Origin of the sequence: Paenibacillus sp. FSL F4-0125 (genome assembly GCF_038008565.1) — a bacterium.
GTDB lineage: Bacteria > Bacillota > Bacilli > Paenibacillales > Paenibacillaceae > Paenibacillus_AQ.
Map to the genome: position 1 here is coordinate 3,743,252 of NZ_JBBOZJ010000001.1, position 17,835 is coordinate 3,761,086.

The 17,835-nt window shown below is 43.5% G+C and carries 19 protein-coding genes; 5 read left to right on the forward strand and 14 right to left on the reverse strand.

The annotated features are described in order from the left end of the window. Positions 1-13: 13 nt before the first annotated feature. The 7 genes from NST74_RS16545 to NST74_RS16575 all read right to left on the reverse strand — a co-directional run bounded on the left by NST74_RS16545 (position 14) and on the right by NST74_RS16575 (position 7,366). Positions 14-1,396, reverse strand: coding sequence for a putative amidoligase domain-containing protein (locus NST74_RS16545; RefSeq protein ID WP_341113296.1), 1,383 nt, complete (start codon positions 1,394-1,396; stop codon positions 14-16). 218 nt (positions 1,397-1,614) lie between these two features. Beyond that, on the reverse strand, positions 1,615-2,172 hold the full coding sequence (locus NST74_RS16550; protein ID WP_042128379.1) for an outer spore coat protein CotE: 558 nt from the start codon (positions 2,170-2,172) through the stop codon (positions 1,615-1,617). Between the two features lie 225 nt (positions 2,173-2,397). Next, positions 2,398-3,420 (reverse strand): HD-GYP domain-containing protein, encoded by a 1,023-nt coding sequence (locus NST74_RS16555; protein ID WP_341113297.1) that lies wholly within the window; start codon positions 3,418-3,420, stop codon positions 2,398-2,400. Positions 3,421-3,585: 165 nt separating this feature from the next. After that, a complete protein-coding gene (locus NST74_RS16560; RefSeq protein ID WP_042128381.1) occupies positions 3,586-4,572 on the reverse strand; it encodes an aromatic acid exporter family protein in 987 nt (328 codons plus the stop codon). Between the two features lie 105 nt (positions 4,573-4,677). Further along, on the reverse strand, positions 4,678-5,514 hold the full coding sequence (locus NST74_RS16565; RefSeq protein WP_341113300.1) for an ABC transporter permease: 837 nt from the start codon (positions 5,512-5,514) through the stop codon (positions 4,678-4,680). Continuing rightward, the gene (locus NST74_RS16570) at positions 5,514-6,290 is read right to left on the reverse strand and encodes an ABC transporter ATP-binding protein (RefSeq protein WP_341113303.1); all 777 of its coding nucleotides are present in this window, start codon (positions 6,288-6,290) and stop codon (positions 5,514-5,516) included. Before NST74_RS16570 ends, NST74_RS16565 begins: the two co-directional genes overlap by 1 nt. Before the next feature lie 53 nt (positions 6,291-6,343). Then, positions 6,344-7,366 (reverse strand): ABC transporter substrate-binding protein, encoded by a 1,023-nt coding sequence (locus tag NST74_RS16575; RefSeq protein WP_341113305.1) that lies wholly within the window; start codon positions 7,364-7,366, stop codon positions 6,344-6,346. Between the two features lie 272 nt (positions 7,367-7,638). Here NST74_RS16575 and NST74_RS16580 point away from each other — a divergent pair, with 272 nt between their 5' ends. Beyond that, complete coding sequence (locus NST74_RS16580) at positions 7,639-9,339, forward strand: alpha-amylase family glycosyl hydrolase (protein WP_341113306.1); 1,701 nt, start codon at positions 7,639-7,641, stop codon at positions 9,337-9,339. On the opposite strand, the gene NST74_RS16585 is transcribed toward NST74_RS16580, so the two are convergent. Beyond that, entirely contained in the window at positions 9,326-9,994 is a 669-nt protein-coding gene (locus tag NST74_RS16585) for a hypothetical protein (RefSeq protein WP_341113308.1), read from the reverse strand. The two genes, NST74_RS16580 and NST74_RS16585, sit on opposite strands and share 14 nt — an antisense overlap. A gap of 142 nt (positions 9,995-10,136) precedes the next feature. On the opposite strand from NST74_RS16585, the gene NST74_RS16590 reads away from it, so the two are divergent. Next, positions 10,137-10,376, forward strand: coding sequence for a hypothetical protein (locus NST74_RS16590; protein ID WP_042128392.1), 240 nt, complete (start codon positions 10,137-10,139; stop codon positions 10,374-10,376). Between the two features lie 120 nt (positions 10,377-10,496). On the opposite strand, the gene NST74_RS16595 is transcribed toward NST74_RS16590, so the two are convergent. Next, entirely contained in the window at positions 10,497-10,637 is a 141-nt protein-coding gene (locus NST74_RS16595) for a hypothetical protein (RefSeq protein ID WP_341113310.1), read from the reverse strand. A gap of 227 nt (positions 10,638-10,864) precedes the next feature. Between NST74_RS16595 and NST74_RS16600 the strand changes: the two genes are divergently transcribed. After that, a complete protein-coding gene (locus NST74_RS16600; protein WP_042128394.1) occupies positions 10,865-11,491 on the forward strand; it encodes an FMN-dependent NADH-azoreductase in 627 nt (208 codons plus the stop codon). Positions 11,492-11,611: 120 nt separating this feature from the next. Here the strand turns inward: NST74_RS16600 and rsgA are convergent, their stop codons facing one another. The 4 genes from rsgA to NST74_RS16620 form a co-directional block, all read right to left on the reverse strand. Then, positions 11,612-12,706: a ribosome small subunit-dependent GTPase A gene (gene rsgA / locus NST74_RS16605; protein ID WP_341113311.1), complete on the reverse strand. Its 1,095-nt coding sequence runs from the start codon at positions 12,704-12,706 to the stop codon at positions 11,612-11,614. Positions 12,707-13,196: 490 nt separating this feature from the next. Continuing rightward, entirely contained in the window at positions 13,197-13,868 is a 672-nt protein-coding gene (locus NST74_RS16610) for an HAD family hydrolase (protein WP_341113313.1), read from the reverse strand. Positions 13,869-14,028: 160 nt separating this feature from the next. Further along, positions 14,029-14,484: a DUF3939 domain-containing protein gene (locus tag NST74_RS16615; RefSeq protein WP_042128399.1), complete on the reverse strand. Its 456-nt coding sequence runs from the start codon at positions 14,482-14,484 to the stop codon at positions 14,029-14,031. A gap of 121 nt (positions 14,485-14,605) precedes the next feature. Next, positions 14,606-15,202, reverse strand: a complete 597-nt coding sequence (locus tag NST74_RS16620) for a DUF2087 domain-containing protein (protein ID WP_042128401.1) — start codon at positions 15,200-15,202, stop codon at positions 14,606-14,608. A 179-nt stretch (positions 15,203-15,381) separates the two neighbouring features. On the opposite strand from NST74_RS16620, the gene NST74_RS16625 reads away from it, so the two are divergent. Together NST74_RS16625 and NST74_RS16630 are read left to right on the forward strand one after the other, a co-directional pair. After that, positions 15,382-16,386: a YpdA family putative bacillithiol disulfide reductase gene (locus NST74_RS16625; RefSeq protein ID WP_341113316.1), complete on the forward strand. Its 1,005-nt coding sequence runs from the start codon at positions 15,382-15,384 to the stop codon at positions 16,384-16,386. A 1-nt stretch (position 16,387) separates the two neighbouring features. Continuing rightward, a complete protein-coding gene (locus NST74_RS16630; RefSeq protein ID WP_042128405.1) occupies positions 16,388-16,831 on the forward strand; it encodes a DUF441 domain-containing protein in 444 nt (147 codons plus the stop codon). Positions 16,832-16,906: 75 nt separating this feature from the next. Here NST74_RS16630 and NST74_RS16635 read toward each other — a convergent pair whose 3' ends face one another. Beyond that, positions 16,907-17,833: a DUF4179 domain-containing protein gene (locus NST74_RS16635; RefSeq protein ID WP_341113318.1), complete on the reverse strand. Its 927-nt coding sequence runs from the start codon at positions 17,831-17,833 to the stop codon at positions 16,907-16,909. Between the last annotated feature and the right edge of the window lie 2 nt (positions 17,834-17,835).

A 17,835-nucleotide genomic window follows, 5' to 3' on the forward strand; every position in this document is an offset into this window, starting at 1 on the left:
TTGATATATAGGCTCAACCTTTAACTTTGCTGCACCAAAGCTCACGGATATCGCGAGATTCATCCCACGTTCGTTCAGCGGCGATATATTGAAATAAAGGCTCTATGTGTTGGGCGGCCATCTCGTAGCCGCCTAGAGCGCGCAGCTGCGCCAGCAGAGGGGGTACTGCGTCGCGCAGCGGGGATTTATCGCCGCCGTAGTAGGCGATATGCAGGTCTTCCCGGTCGAGCGGGCGCAGCGTCAGGTCTTCATAATGGCTCACGATAAGATGAGCCAGATAGACCGCGCCTTTAGCGATGACCGGGGATACCAGGAAGCTCGGCAAGGTCCGATACTCAAAGCCGCCATGCGGCTGAGTCCGGAAATCGCCGAGCACGCCGTAACGAGGACGACGCGCTCCCGCGCGGACGTCCTCAAGCAAAAGCATGGGCAGCGCGAGATAGTTATCGAGCGCGCGCAGCAGCGGCGCCGTCAGCGTCACGCCGCTGAAGTGCAAATGGCCGCCGAGGGCCCAGCCCATCAGCGGCATGCCTCCCGCCCGCCAGCGCAGCGTGCGGTCGGCGATAAGCCGGTCCGCCGTGGCCGCGGCGGACATCAGCTGCGCCAGCAGCGCGCGCGGTTCCCCGCGCGGCTGGGGGCGCAGCTCGGCGACTGGGAACACGCCGCGTGTTCCCGGAGGTCCGGCGTCGCAGCCAGCGACGCCGTCCGTGGGCAGGTACCGCGACGCAGGCACGACGCGGCCGGTGGATTCCCGGAGGATGATGAACTCCGGGTCCATGCCCATGAGCAGGCCGCTGCGGCCTGGCTGCTCCAGAGCAAGCTTCCGTTCCAGCGCTACTGCTGCGGAACGATATGGCTCAGGCAATGATTTGCCGGAACTCTGTAGAAGTGGAGTAACTCTCTCCACAACATACCTCCGGTTCCCCATTGCCCTCAATAGTACTTCACCACTATCCAGCCCCAAGCTGTATAAAGTTCGAACAGCAATACGCTGAAGCAATTTCATCACCCCGCGCCTCTCTCTTGAGGCACTGCTCATTGATTCACTGTTATCCAAGCGATCCTCATTTAATCCCCCGGAAAACACATCTAAGGCTGCTCGCATCCCTAAACCCGCTCCAAGTGGAGTGATCTGAAGAACGCTCAGATTATATACGAGTATGTTATAGCACTGTTTATGAGCCTTTTCGAAAGACGGAGCACCATATGTATCGGCTAAACGAGTTCTTTCATCAGAGGTCTGGTTTCTCTGCGTCTGTATCGATGCTTTTGTGCCTTTTTTTTGCGACAGGATCTGTTTTGCAGACGACAACGTCGCTTCAATACCACTCCTACGTAACCTTGACTCTCTCTGCACTGCTGACAATCCCGAATACACTTTATAGCCTTCATTCATTTCTCTCGCCCCTCCATCCCTTCCACCCGAGATTGAAAGCTCAGCACTAACTCCTTCACATCTTACTTCACTGAATTCGAACCGATTATCACTAAATGCATCCGATTTCCTAAAAATAAATAAAAAAAAGGAGGGCATTCGCCCTCTACGCCGCCGCCCCTCCTACATATAATGGACCATAACCCATCGATACTCAGTTAGCGGCGGCGCATCCTTCCTTACAGTTCATCATCCAGATTGTCAGGGTCCAGATCATCGTAATCGAAGCTATCACCGTCAAAATCATAATCCTTGTCTTCCGGATCATCACTTTGCTCAGTAACATACACACGGACTTTGGTCTCAGCCACCAACTCCACTTCGAATTCGCGCTCTACGCGAAGTGTCACACTGCCTCCGCCTGGCGATACGCCCGCTTCTACACAGTTGGGTTCCTGCGTTGCCTCCGCAGAGACCTCAACGGTAGAAGTGCGGTGTCTCGTGTCCAGGTACGAGAGCGGAATGAGTTCCACATAGGAGACCGTTTCTTTAGCTACCTCGGTCTGCTTGTTCTTGTCGTACGAGTACCAGATGTTTACATCGTAAGTACCAATTACTTCGATTCCGTTCCCGGCGGCAACCGCTTCGTACTGGTGGTTGATAATCCAAGCACCCAGAATACTAGTCGGATGATGTGGCGGAGTCACGGTATGGGTTGCTGTAGAGAACTTACGACCTTTGCCGCAAATTGCCTTCGTAATGATCTCCCTTGTTTGACGTTTATGGCTTAATGACATCTTTAAACCTCCTCCATACAATCATTCACTATCAAGTGTATGCAGGTTCTAGGCATTTGTTGATTGTTAGTCTATAAATTTATTTGAGTAAGCCCTCCAAAAGGTCTTATCAGAAGACTCATAGTTCATTTTATTTCAAAATTTGTACAGATATGAGTAGATTATAAAAATGGTCCAGCCTATTCATATCCATCCTGAACGTTAAAAAAAACCTTATAAAGCGCACTATTGCGGGATTACGCGTACAATACCAAGTGATCTATGTTTGCTTAAGTCAATAAAGTCCTCATCAATATTCACGAGCGGGCGCAGTGGATCCGTAGCAAGAATCATTATGATTTTTCCTGTCCGTCCATCTGTCAATTCCACTTCATTCCCTATCATTGACTGCATTAACTTATTAATAAAGACTCTACAAATATAAGGGTCAAGCTTACCAAACACATTTTCCTCCATTTGCAACAATACTTCATATAGAGGGGATGCTTTACGATAAAAACGGTCGGATGTCATTGCATGGAACACGTCTGCGACAGCAACAATTTTACTGAAATCAGTGATCCGATTTCCAAGAACGCCGAACGGGTAACCGCTGCCGTCCATTCTTTCATGATGCTGCAGGGCGACGAGCGCTTGCATATGATTGGTTCCAATAGTGTCACGGATCATCTCGTAACCATAAGTCGTATGCTTTTTCATAAGCTGATACTCCTCATTGGTCAACGGGCCCGGTCTAGTTAGTAATTCATCCGGAATCCTCATTTTTCCGATATCGTGCAGAGTCGCAGCGATCGTCAGCATACTCAAATCCTCTGGCTTTAATTTTAGCCATTTCCCTAGCAAAGTAGATAAAATGCCGACCGCTACATTATGTCTATATGTATAATCATCCTTGGACTGCAATGCAGCCAATACGCCATAAAAATCATTCTTTTCGCTTACCTGCTGTATAAACGGAATGACTTCATTTCTAACTTCAAGCATAGGAATTCTTTTGTTTTTGTTATGTCGAATCTGTTCAAAAATATTCTCTATTGCAGCTGTGCAATCATCAATGGCTAGTTGGAAAAACTCCGCGCTGTCCAGCTGCACCACGTCATGTGACTCTAACGTGATCTTATGTTGACTGATTAATCGTATATGCTCAGCACTTAATAATGTCAATGCGGGTAAAACAAATACACCTTTGTCATTAAAAAGGTTAGCTATAAGTTGTTTTCCGATAAATGTTTCCATAACTTTGTCCATACGCTTCACCTGCCAATGCGGAAAATTCGACTACCGAACTTCCTGCTATTATTTGAACTCACCATAAAATCGTTAATCCTATCTTGTGATCAACTTTTAGTTCATACATATCTTATCGTGATTTTGACAGAGATAGTTAATACTTCACTTTATTAAAGCCTCAGTTTAAGCTTTTTTTCGTATGCTAAGACGTTTCTCCGGCTTGTAACTGACCGGTATTTTATGCCGCTTAGCGATCTTTAAATAAAGTGCCAATTCCCTGCATAACTGAAGAATAGCTGACCGTACTTCAAATTCCTCACGTGTCTCCGGCAGATCCATTTCTTCGAATTCTCGTGTTAGCTCGTCCAGCAGATGTTCAGTTCGTCCAGTATATTCCTCTGCAAGCACATCCCCGCTAAGCTGGTCGAACAATTCGGCAACCATCTCCCCATGCGGTAAGTGGCGATACACTTGAGACAGCAGCTGCATCATACTTTGAATCGATTCCAGTTGCTCCTTCCGCATATAGAAATAGACATTCCATGCTTCATCAGGATGAATAACATGATTCTCCATCTCACGGGTAGCTGCCGTTAGTCCCCGCTGCACTGCATTATCTGCATCAATTAATTCTTTACCGTCCCAAATATACAAAGGGTCTCGAAGCGTACGGGCCATCTGAGTAAAAATAACTGAGAAATAACGATCCACTTCCTTACGGATCCCATAAATAACTCCACCCGTCTGAGGCATGTAAACCAAGTTTACCAATCCTGCTGAACCTAGTCCTATAGCCAAAAGCTCAATTTGCTGCAGCAGGACATGGAGCGACAGTTCAGCTTGTCCAAACACGCGAAACACGATAACCGAGCTGGTGACGATCCCCTCTTTGTAGCCAGACTTCACGATCATCGGAAAGCCTACGAGTACATACAGCCCAAGTACCCAGTAATGGAACCCTAGAAGCCAGAATAGGATGCAGCCAAAAAAGAGTCCCACGAGCGAGGCTAAAAAACGAGCCGTTATCGTTCGGAAACTCCTTTTCAAAGTAACCTCTACACCTAAAATTGCCAACAAGCCTGCACTCTGTGCATTAGGTATACCCACTGCAGAAGCAACTAGTACGGATAATAAAGTAGCTGCTGCTGTTTTAATCACACGAAATCCCATAACCCTATCTCTCCTTACAAACACTATACAAACACTATCCAATATATAGGTAAAGATATAGACATGTTACAAGATTTTGTGTACGGACACAATATTACATCAGGATCATCGTCTTGTTAGCAATCGTTTCTCTAGATATACCACTATTTGATACATTGCCGTTGCCACTGCCGCGATAATCAAAAGACTGGACATCACGAGAGTGAAGTTAAATACCTGGAAGCCATAAATAATCAGATAGCCCAGACCAGATTTTGCGACTAGAAATTCCCCTACAATAACCCCTACCCATGACATCCCCACATTCACCTTGAGGGTGGACACCACCGTTGGGAATGAAGCAGGCAGAATCACTTTAAAGAACACCTGAACTCTGGAAGCTCCAAAGGAACGAACCACCTTAACCAGATTCGGATCTACACTGCAAAAGCTGTTGTAAACAACAAGCGTCGTAATAATCACCGTTATAGATAAAGTGGTAACAACGATAGCAGTGAATCCGGCCCCGAACATGACGATAAAAATCGGCCCCAGCGCCACCTTCGGCATACTGTTAAATACGACCATATACGGATCAAGTACTGCTGATAAAAAAGGAGACCACCAAATAATCACAGCCAGCAGTGTCCCTAACAGCGTTCCCAGTACAAAGCCTACCGCAGTCTCACCTACCGTCATCCCCAGATGCGGCCACAAGCTCCCGCTAACCATATCTCCCCAGATTTGGCGAAAGACTTTTGTAGGATAGCTAAACAGTAGCTCATCAATCCAGCCCATTCTTGCTCCTGCTTCCCAGAGAACAAAAAACAATAGTAACAGGCTGCCCCTTACAACATTCACACGATTGCGCCACCGGTGCTTCGTTTTTTTATAATCTCCATGCATTTGCTGTAGCCACTGTTCACGGGAAGCTAATAACCCCGATTGCTCCGTATGCTTCATTAGCTTTCCCTCCCTGCAATCTCCATCTCTTTCCAAATCTCATGAAAAAGCTCCGAAAAGCCTGGCTGATCACGTGCAAACAGCGGAGGTGCTGTTCGGATTTGCTCTGGCACTGAGAATACTTTGCGGATCTTCCCCGGATTTCGTTGTAGAAGAATAACACTGCTGCTTACTGCAATTGCCTCAGATAGATCATGCGTGACTAATATTGCAGTCGTTCCTCTGCTGCGTAAGGTCTCAGAGACCAAATCTTCCAGTTGTAATTTAATCTGATAATCCAGCGCCGAGAACGGCTCGTCTAGTAGAAGTAGTCCAGGATTCGTAGCCAAGGTACGTACAAGAGCCACTCTTTGCCGCATCCCACCTGATAACTGAGAAGGATAAGCATGCTCTTTTCCCTCTAAGCCCATCTCCCTAAGCAGCTCCAAGGTCCGCTTTCTGCTCTCCTCGTTCAAGCTTCCAGTCAGCTCCAGACCCAAAATCGCATTGTCCAGAATACTCCGCCAAGGAAAAAGATAATCCTGCTGCAGCATATACCCAACCTCTGGTGAAGGCCCCGTAATGGGTTGACCGTTTACGAATACTTCGCCCTGAGATGGCTGCAGCAGTCCTGCAATAATCGAAAGGAGAGTCGTCTTGCCGCAACCACTTGGACCTACTAGGCTAACGAACTCTCCCTGCTCGACATTAAGGTTCAGGTCCTCAACGGCCAGTGAAGCTTCACGGTCGCCAAGATAGGCATGCGTTACTCCCTTTAATTGCACTACTGGAAGCATTGTCAGCCCCTCCTTCATGTTTACACATCTTATTTAGGATCTTTGGTTCTCTCTTATTTTGAAGTGCTACTCTTTATGTTCTTCTCAGCTTTCTCAGCAAAACTGTTATTCACTATTTTGTCAGCGGGAACGCGTTCTTTAAGCTCCCCAGCAAGATCGATGACATCAAGCAAATTGTTCCATTCTTCATTATCTATAATTGGATTAACCGCATAGGTATCCTGTTCCTTATAACGTTTGACTGCAGAAACCACGATGTCTTTATCTGTTTTATCAAAATAAGTCATAATCGCATCTGCAATTTCTTCAGGGCTATGTTCTTTCACCCAAAGCTGAGCACGCTGGATCGCATTCGTGAACTTCTGTACCGTGTCTCCATTTTTACTAATATAGCTATTCTTAGACATAAACACGGTGTACGGTAAATAGCCGCTCTCGACCCCAAATGAAGCCACTACTTCCCCTCGTCCCTCACGTTCAAAGATTGAAGCCTGAGGTTCAAACAACTGCACATAATCGCCAGTACCTGAAGCAAAAGCACCTGCAATATTGGCAAAGTCAATATTTTGGATCAAGGTGATGTCTTTGGCAGGATCTATTCCTTTTTTAGATAAAGTAAACGCGCCTGCCATTTGTGGCATTCCGCCTTTTCTTTGACCAAGGAAGGTAGACCCCTTCACTTTATCCCAGTTAAACTCTCCGTCAGCTTTACGGGCAAACAGGAACGTTCCATCCCTCTGAGTCAGCTGTGCAAAATTAATGACCGGATCATCTGAGCCCTGCTGATACACATAAATAGAGGTTTCAGATCCTACCAATGCCACATCGATGGCGCCAGAGAGGAGTGCAGTCATAGTTTTATCTCCACCGGGGATCGTCTGTAGCTCTACGTCAAGTCCTTCATCTTTAAAGAAATTTTGTGACAAAGCAACATATTCGGGTGCATAAAAGACAGAACGTGTGACTTCACCAATCTTCACCTTCACCATTTCTGACTTTCCGCCGCAACCGGCAAGCACTGAAAAGCATAAAGTAATGATCATGAGCGACAATGACAGCTTTTTCCTAATCTTCATTCTTCATTCTCCTTTCTTACCGGGTCCTTCGCCCTTGCTTAAAGCATATGCAGATGCCTACAAAAAGGTTAAAACCTCCAATAACATAGGGAAATCCAAGAATAACCATGATATTAGCAATTTTCATTGGAATAATGGATAAATATCGATTAATTTGCTGTTTTTGTATCTGTGCAAACGTTTTACCAAAAGGGATGCATTCGAGTACTATAGGAAATAAAGCGCTTTCTATTTCTTGTATAGGAAAATTGCGGCAAAAGGGGTTAGTTCATATGTATAAAGGTGCTACATCTATAACCAAAAAAAACATAATATTTAGTCTGGTAGGCATTAGCCTGACCGCATTACTGCTGACCAGTTGTTCTGGAGATGCAGGTAACAAAGCATCCATTGCTTCTCCTTCCCCTAAAACAGACTCAGTTCAACCCCCCGCTACCCCTCAAGCTACAAAAGTCATAGCTACGGTGGACGAACAGCCCTCTACGGTTTATTATGAATTATTTGTTCGTTCCTTCTATGATTCAGACGGGGATGGCATCGGAGATCTCAAAGGAATCACCCAAAAGTTAGATTACTTAAATGACGGGAATCCTGAGACCAACAACGATTTGGGAATCGGTGGGATTTGGCTTATGCCCATCAACCCATCGCCAAGCTATCATGGCTATGATGTAACCGATTATCGTTCGATAAATCCTGATTATGGGACACTTGAGGATTTTCAAGAGCTTATTACAGAAGCGCATAAACGAGGAATTAAAATCATTATGGATCTGGTTGTGAATCACACCTCCAAAGAACACCCATGGTTCGTAGATTCGGCTAAAAAAACAGATAGCAAATATCGAGATTGGTACGTCTGGGCTGAAGATCAAGGCCGTGCAGCAAACGGAGCCAGCGCTGCGGGCGGCGGCAATGCGTGGCATTCTTTACTTGGCAGTCATTATCTGGGCGGCTTTTGGGAAGGCATGCCAGATCTAAATTTCGATAATGCTGAGGTTCGTACGGAAATGAAGGACATCGGAAAGTTTTGGCTCGAGCAAGGTGTGGACGGGTTCCGACTGGATGCTGCGAAACATATCTATGAAGATCTGTTGAGTGACAAAACTGAGGCTACTACGGCTAAAAATGTATCCTGGTGGCAGGAGTTCCGCAAAGCCATGAATGGAGTTAATCCTGAGGCATATATAGTGGGTGAGGTATGGGAGAATTCTGCTGTCACCGTCGGGGCTTATTTAGATCAAGCCTTTGACTCAAGCTTTAACTTTGGTTTAGCAGAAACACTAGTCAATTCTGTAAAAGCTGAAAAAGACAGCGGAACTGCCTTTACGCTAGAGCGAACGTATAAATTGTACTCCAAAATATCCGACAATCATTTTACCGATGCTACTTTCTTAACGAATCATGATCAAAACAGAGTCATGAGTCAATTAGACAACAACCCAAATCATGCAAAAATGGCAGCAGCCCTACTGTTAACTTTGCCCGGAAACCCTTTTATCTATTATGGTGAAGAAATTGGAATGCTAGGTGTGAAGCCAGATGAAGGCCTTAGAGAGCCTATGAGATGGGTGGCAGCCGATCAAGGAGAGGGGCAGACTACGTGGGAGCCGGGAAGTAATAATGCGGGTGCGATCAACGTTGATGTTGAGAGCCAGTTAAATGACAGCAGCTCACTGCTTGGAAGATATCGCGAACTCATTGCATTAAGAAATGAGGTCCCAGCGCTCCGGGATGGAGATATCCGTGACTATGCATCTGGCAATACCGGGGTTATGGCTTACGAACGACTAACAACACAGAATCAGGTGCTCGTCGTTCATAACCTTACTGGAAAAGAACAAACCATTGTTCTACATCCCAATGTCGAGGGTTTCTCTTATTCCAAGATCCTAAAGACCATTACTATCAAGTCGACCCTTAATTCAGATCAACTCACCCTCCCTCCTTATTCAACAGCTATTGTGGAGTAAGAAATGAGGAGGCATGCAACACCCATTTTGTTACTGAACCGCATAATTGAGCTTTTGTAATCGGGAGGGCTATAAGCCAGTCTTTGGATGGATCGCTGCTCATTCGTAGCAACCAGCCACTGGAATGATCACCCATGAAGCGAGCTTTTTGAAACATCCATCCACTATCACTGGATGTGCAGAGTCGTAATTCTCCTTCTGCCATGAAGCACTTCATCACCCGTGCTAGTTGGATGGAATGTACATCATCCCCTGTCTCAGCGGCTAAACAATCTGAAAGCATTTGCAACGTGGATGAGCAAGAGCTTCTTCTCAGCTCTTCAAATCTTTTTTTTGACATTAGTAATGCCGGAATCCCATGATTGTAGAGCTCCTTCGTGTTCACACATTCGAACAGCTGAAGACAAAAGCTCTCCGTTTCAATTTCGTCCTTTAATTCATAGGGCAGGGATTCTGGTTTACTATTGCAGATTACTAATATTCGATCTTTATGTACTTGGAGACAAAGGTCCTTCATCTTCTCCTTTTCTTTATATTTCAACCTACAGATCCGGTCTGCGGTAGAAGCTTTATGTAACTGATCCCTTATTACTTCCCCCTCTATCCCATCTGGGAATAAAAAATGCGTTAAATCCGTTACTCCATTGTCATTCACATCATTGTTTCCTTCCTGTATTACATATATATGTATATTAATATAACAATCTTTATGTTATCATAAGCTAATTTTAAGGTAAAATTAAGAAACAAAGGGTATTATCATTAACATGAAATACTTTTAGCGAGGTGTCTTCAAAATGAGAATGCTCATCACTTTTCAGAACAAACTTGTACCTGTGTATTTCACAACAGAAAATAAACAGCCCACTCAGAAAGTACTTAGATTACTTAACAGTACGTTGGAGCTCAAAATTCAAAAGGGCAAAAATGCCATCCAGAAATGCCTGAATTCTCTGATTAGTATCGAAATTAAAGGCTCTGAGGCTATATTGCACAGTTATAGTGAGAATGATTCATTGGCGCTATCCCTCTATTAATAGAGGGGTAGTTTTTTTGTAAAGTTTTTTCACCTTTTAGCAGACGAAACAGCAAGTCTCTGAATGAGACTTGCTGTTTTTAATTTTGCAGATTTAGTGAATTACAAGTATAAGTCAATTTCAGCTAATCTTATAGTTCTTATCTTCTTCTGCTTTTTCAGCCTTCTGTATTCGAAGCTTAAAGAGGCTCACTAAATTTTGGCGTGTTTGCTCTTCGTGACAGCTATCCAATTTCTTAATGATAAACCGATCAATGGACATGTCCATCGCTCCTTTTAATTCATTCAGATACTCATGGATATAGGGAAATTTTTCCTGTTTCCTTGTATGTTTATTAACCTGGAATTCTTTTTTTTAAACTCTAGCACTTTTATTAAACTCCTCAATTCCCAAAAAACTATTACAAAATAATAATTTACAAACAAAAGAATACATGCTATATTATTTATAGTTAATATTAAATACACACATCCAAGGGAGCAATCATAATGTCTAAAGTTCTATTTATTAAAGCAAACAACCGTCCAGCAGAACAATCCGTAAGTGTTAAGCTCTACAATGAATTCTTGGAGAACTACAAACTTAACAATCCAGAAGATGAAATCACTGAACTTGATCTGTTCGCAGAACAACTTCCTTACTACGACAATACCCTGATCACTGGTATGTACAAAGCTGCTCAAGGTTACGAACTAACCGCTGAAGAAGCTGCAGGTGCTGCTGTAGTAAATAAATATTTGGAACAGTTTATTGCTGCTGATAAAGTAGTATTCGGTTTCCCACTGTGGAACATGACCGTACCAGCTGTATTGCATACTTATGTCGATTACCTTTGCCAAGCTGGCAAAACATTCTCTTACACTGCTGAAGGTCCAGTTGGTCTTTTGACAGGTAAAAAAGCAATCGTTCTGAACGCTAGAGGTGGCATTTATTCCGAAGGCCCTGCAGCAAGTGCTGAAATGGCTGTAAACTTCATCGTTGGTAACCTTAACCTTTGGGGTATCAAAGATATTACACAAGTAATCATCGAAGGTCACAACCAACTTCCTGCACAATCCGCTGAAATCATTGAGAACGGATTACAATTGGCTAAGGAAACTGCTGCATCGTTCTAATACAAGCCTATAAGAGCCAATTCAATATAAAAGGTGACCCTGAGCACAGGGTCACCTTTTTTGAATTTTTTTCCTATTAGTAAATTACTACTGTCAATGTTACTGTCTTTAGCAATTCTTCTAATACTCATCCAATTCTTTACGCCACCCGTATCCTCTGGTTCTTGAAGAACTAACTTTTGAGGAAGCAGCACTTTTTCTCTTGAGCTTCACCTCTTTGGTGCTTTGGTACAACAGCTCCCGCTGTGTCTTTCGGTAGTTTAGCAGTCTCTTCTCTTCCAGCTCACCAGTTCGAACCGCTTCAAGCACTGCACAGCCCTCTTCACGTTCATGGCTGCAATTACTAAACCGACAGGCTGCAGCATAACTGCTAATATCACTGAACGCCAGATCTAATCCACCTTCATCTTCCCAGAGCTGTAGCTCACGCATCCCTGGTGTGTCCACAATAATTCCTCCGTCCGGCATTACAAACAATTCACGGTGAGTAGTGGTATGGCGTCCGCGGCTATCTCCTTCTCTAACATCCTGTGTAAGCTGAAGGTTCTTTCCGCATAGCCAGTTGACCATCGTTGATTTACCACAGCCTGATGAGCCCGTTAGAGCCACTGTCTGTCCACTGCCAATGTAAGGCAGCAGTTTCTCACGGCCATTATCCTGCAGTGCACTAACTGCATGAACTGATACACCTGGGGCGGCGCTTTCCATTTCCGCGATTTTACGATCTGCATCTGAACAAAGATCCGCTTTGGTCAGCAGAATGACTGGATTTGCCCCACTATTCCACGCCATAATCAGGTATCTCTCCATCCGCCGAACATTAAAGTCATCATTCAAAGCACTGACCAGAAATAAGGTATCTACATTCGAAGCAACAATTTGTTCCTCTTGTGTGTTACCTGCTACCTTACGTGAAATGACACTATGTCGAGGCAATAACCCATGTATAATCCCATGCTCACCCCCATCCTGCATTGAAAGTGCTACCCAATCACCGATCGCAGGAAAGTCACCTGAAGCCACAAATGTATGTCTCAGCTTTCCTGATAGTTCACCCCATGTCTCTCCCATATCAGTCATTACTCTATACTTACTTCCGAAATCACCTACAATTCGTCCGGGAACTAACTGTTTATTATTCTCCGACTCGTTCCATCTTTCATCCCATTTTGAACTCCAATTTTCATTCCAACCATATTGTTGTATGTTAGTCATTTGAATCCTCCTAAAGATCTGTTAAAGGTTTATTTTTTTGTCCTACCAGCATTTTCCGAGAACACAAAAAGCCGCCGGAATTTAAGAATCCGGCGGCGGTCCACACTTCATGTACTCTTCTAGGACGAAAAGGACAGGAAGTGCATACACAATCAGAAAAGTGTCTTATCGTAAAGGCTAGGATAAGTTCATTTTCCCGTGCGATATATAGACAAATAGACATTTAACTACAAAATCCTATCGGTTCTATACACGCAAAAAAGCCGCCGGACCCAATACGGTTCCCGCGACTCTAATAAGCGTAATAGAGCTTATCTGCTAAACTGCACGAATAACTTATTCGGCAGCCGCTGTTCCCGGAAGACACGTATCCACAACAGTTGAGTTCACTACATTTAAAACTGTCATAAAACATCGTCTCCTTCCGAAATAAGATGTTGTTATCATAATCGGTGCTGCAGTATAATGTCAACTACAAATTTCTATATGATTACAAAATAGACCTAAGCTCATTCAACTCACGAATCATCTTCCAAGGTTGAATGTCTAATTGATCATCCCAGGCATGTTTCCTTTGCAGCCAAATCCCTTGAAGTCCTGCTTTGCCAGCCCCCCAGATGTCATTCACTGGATGATCTCCAATAAACAATGTCTGATCAGCAGTAACCCCCAGTCTGTCTAATGCAAGTTGATAAATCTTAGGATCGGGCTTAGCAATTCCTACTTCTCCGGATATGACAATAGCTTTAAAGTACTCTCGTAGACCAAGTGTATCCATTTTGGTATTCTGAATTTCTACTTTGCCGTTGGTAACGAGACCTAGAATATAACCACGTTCTTTGCAGTACTTCAGAATATCTACAGCATCTTTCATCGTCGCGCCATGATTGATATAGCTCGCATCGTAATACGCACGAATATGCTCAGCTGTAACTGGCGTTTCCCATGGCAATATCTCGCTTAGCTCAATGAAAAATCCGTCTTTATCACGGTATCCATCAGCATCTCTATAGATCATATCCTCTATTACATCCTGCGCTTCCGCAGGTTCCAAATGTCCTAGAAAATCTTGCACAAACTGAGTACAAAAACTGCGAAATGTATTGTCACGATCCATTAAAGTATTATCTAAATCAAATAATATGGCTTGTACTTCTTTCATCAAGCGATTCCCCTTATATGCTGTTGATTTTAAGAATTGAACTTTCAGTAATCTATTGTACTATGCCTTTTAAGACAATGAAAAGACCATTCTGTAAAAAGGATTAGCTGTCTCCCCTTCTACCGAACAGTCTTTATAAGATTTATATTAGATTTATTCATTACTCAAAATGCTCCGCTCGATGTGTCAGCATCATTTCCTCTTCTGTGATATACAGTGGGAAAGGAGGGGTTTCTTTGAGATAACTTTCTGTGGCCAGCAATCGATAATGAACCTCTGGCAACCAAGAATCTTCAACAAGAGGCAGCTGACCTGTATCACTGATGTAATTATCGACAGCAGACTGAACCATATCAAGATAATAGGGAACCAGCTTATCTTCTTCCTCGAAAACTTCATATGTCTCACGTGACATATAGAAATTCTGGTCTGGAACTCCACCTAAATATCGTTTTAGTCGACTCAAATCTATTCTTTTGTCGTCAAGGATTAAGGCTGTTCTATTAATGAGCGCAGGCATATCTTCTTCAAATTGTCTGATTGCCTGTTTGACTTGATTCAAGGTAACGGTAATGTGATCGGATTGGGGTTGTTTTTTTATGCGTTTGAAAAACATAAGACAAGTCTCCTTTCGAAAAACTATCTTTGTTAACGCTTACAATTCTATTATATTCGAATTCCTCCTTCTTAATCAGCATATTTCCAATCGACACAAATTGTTAACAATTTTATGATCATTATTTGACATCTTCCCAACGAGTCCATATTTCTCGGGGATTAAGCTCATATTTATCATTCTCTCGATACATAAACTGATGCATAATAAATTCACGCCGAATGGTAGCAAAATCCTCATGAAACTGCTTAATAAACTCGTTAATTTCCTTTTCAGTATAAACTACCCTAGGTTCTAGCTTCTCAACCATGTACTGAAGGGCGATCAATTTCTTTTTATACTGTGCCGGGATTTGCCGTAGCCGTCCATCCTTCGAGAAAAAATTACGAAGCACAGACTCTTTTAGACTATTCTCAGGTGATTTCTCTTCCATATTTCTCGCTCCTTTCGAAAAAATAAACTGAAGTGAAGCCTCAGCGCCACTACTAATGAACTCCGGATTCAACTTAAAATAAACGGTATTCTTGTCGCGCCGCTCCTTAATTAAAGCCGCTTCCCGCAATTTCGCAGCATGATGTGTTACTGTCGGTTGCGATAAATTCAATTTTTCAGCCAGCGCTTGTCCATGCATTTCTCCTTGTGACAGAAGCAGCAATAAACGCAAACGTGTTGGGTCAGCCAAAGCTTTATGATAGTTCACTATTTTTTCCAACTGCATCGGAATCACACTCCTCACTTTCGTAAGCTATATTCTCATTAGATATATATCTAATTATATAACAATCAACATTACGGTTGCAATGGTTATTATGTTTAATCCTATGCTTATGGCAAAATGAATGAATTTAGGGTAGGATTTAAAGAAAAGATAGTAACAATCAGGAGGTAACCCGCTGTATGAAAGATGTAATTATTATCGGTGCAGGTCCTTGCGGCCTCTCGGCAGCTATTGAATGCCAACGCCAAGGACTGTCCAGTCTCATTATTGAAAAAAGCTTTATTGTTCACTCCATTTATTTGTATCCAACAAATATGCAATTCTTCAGTACAGCTGAGCTATTGGAGATCGGAGACGTTCCTTTCACCTCGACTAATGATAAACCGTACCGTCATGAAGCACTTGTCTATTACCGCCGGGCTGCGAAACAGTATGGTCTAGATATAGCCGCTTACGAAGAAGCGACGTCCATTGAGCCTTTGGAGGATGGAACCTTTGCTGTACACACGTCCAATTTGCGGGGTGAGCATCAAACACGGATTACCGCGAATGTAGTAATAGCTACAGGTTATTTTGATCAACCGAATATGATCGGTATTCCAGGTGAAGAGCTTCCTAAGGTGACCCACTATTTCGGCGAAGCCCATCCATATACAGGGATGAAGGTTACAGTAATAGGTGGAAGTAATTCCGCCGTAGATGCAGCGCTGGAGCTTATGCGTGTTGGAGCTACAGTAGATATGGTCTATCGTGGTGAGAGCATTTCCTCGAATATTAAACCTTGGGTTCGGCCAATCTTTGAAGGGATGGTACAAAAGGGAAGGATCACCCTTCATTTGGAATCACGTGTGACTGAAATTACGGCTAATTCGGTCATCGTTACCAGTCACAATGGAGATAAGAAATCCATAGATAATGATTTCGTCCTTGCTTTGACAGGCTTCCGCCCTAGCCGGGTGCTTCTCACTTCAGCGGGAGTAGTTATGGATGACGATATGGATAAGCCAGCTTTTAACCCCTCCAGTATGGAAAGTAATATTCCAGGTCTTTATGTTGCGGGAGTAATCGCATCAGGTCGGAATGCGAATGAAGTATTTATTGAGACAGGACGTGGGCATGGTAAACTTATCGCTGATCATATTCTTTCGAAGCGAAGTTCTCACAATAAGGAGTTGAACATTTAAGATGGACATGACCTCTTTGCTTTTGCTTGGACTTGCTGCACTCGGTATTATAAGCAGTAATTCCCCTGTAACAATAGCAATGGTCGTCCTATTACTGCTAAGAGTTCTTGGGCTGCAGCAGACCTTCCCTTGGCTTGAAAAATATGGTTTAACCCTCGGGATTATCATTCTTACGATCGGGGTCATGACACCTTTGGCCAGCGGAAAAATATCGCTACAAATGGTCGGTCAATCCTTCCTTCACTGGAAGTCTCTTCTTGCAATTGCGATCGGTATTCTCGTCGCTTATCTTGGAGGGCGAGGAGCTATCCTTATGACCAACCAGCCCACAGTTGTTGCGGGTCTCCTGATCGGAACAGTGATAGGCGTTGCATTGTTCAAGGGTGTCCCTGTAGGACCGCTTATCGCAGCCGGTATATTATCGCTCTTGATTGGCAAAATGTAAAAGGTGATCAACGATTGAACACAAAAGTAGAGCAGCGATTCTCCACTACGAGAGAATCGCTGCTCTACTTTCTTTTTATTCAGCCTGAGAAATGGACTGTGGAATTTCCTGAGATGATCGTTTTTCTACAAACAATAAATCACTAATACCATACTCTGTTTGTATTTTTTCCAGCTGGGCCAACGCCTCTGCTTCAGAATTGAAATAGCCAGCTTCCACTAGGAATAATCCCTTCTGATCCTTTAATACGCGCACGTCTTTTAACCCGAATAACATCTCTTCAGCCATGCCTTGACTCTCGCCAGAAGGCGCTGAGACCGTTCTAAGTGAATAGATAGAAGCTCCTTCCCCCACGTCACCCTTCTTATCCATCAATGTAATCGCCACCTGTGCCGGGTCCTTATATTCCTTTACCTCATAAGCAACTGGCTCTTTGAAGGTCACATTGAAACGTATCATCGAGTCGTCCAATGTAATTAAAGGATAAGCATCTAGAACATACTTGCTTCGCTTTAATGTCTCGAGATCTTTAATCGCTGAGAAATTCCTCGCACCACTCACAGTTACGGTCATTGTTGAAGGATTATCTGTGAATTTAACATTATAAGAGCTTGCAAGATCTTGTGTATTGTCCGAATTCGCGAAGTTTAAAATCATTTGATCACTGTTCTTCTGATGTTTCAACGAAATGAAATTAACATCTACTCCATCCTGAATCGTGCCGCCTCCTGCACTTCCATCCGTAAATTTCAAAACTCTTACCAGCTTACCGAGCACTGGCACATCATTCATACTATCAGCGAAGGCTGGCACCGTATTTACGCCCACTGTAAAAGAAATAATAACTGCTGCTGCAACTGACCCTGTCCATTTTAATCCATTCATTTTTATTCCTCTTTTCTGTTGTTTATGAAGTTTTCCTCTTTCAATACCTTTACGAGAGGCTTGTGATAGTTCTTCAGGGATTTCAATATCGTTGTATGCTTTCTGTAAACGTTCCATTT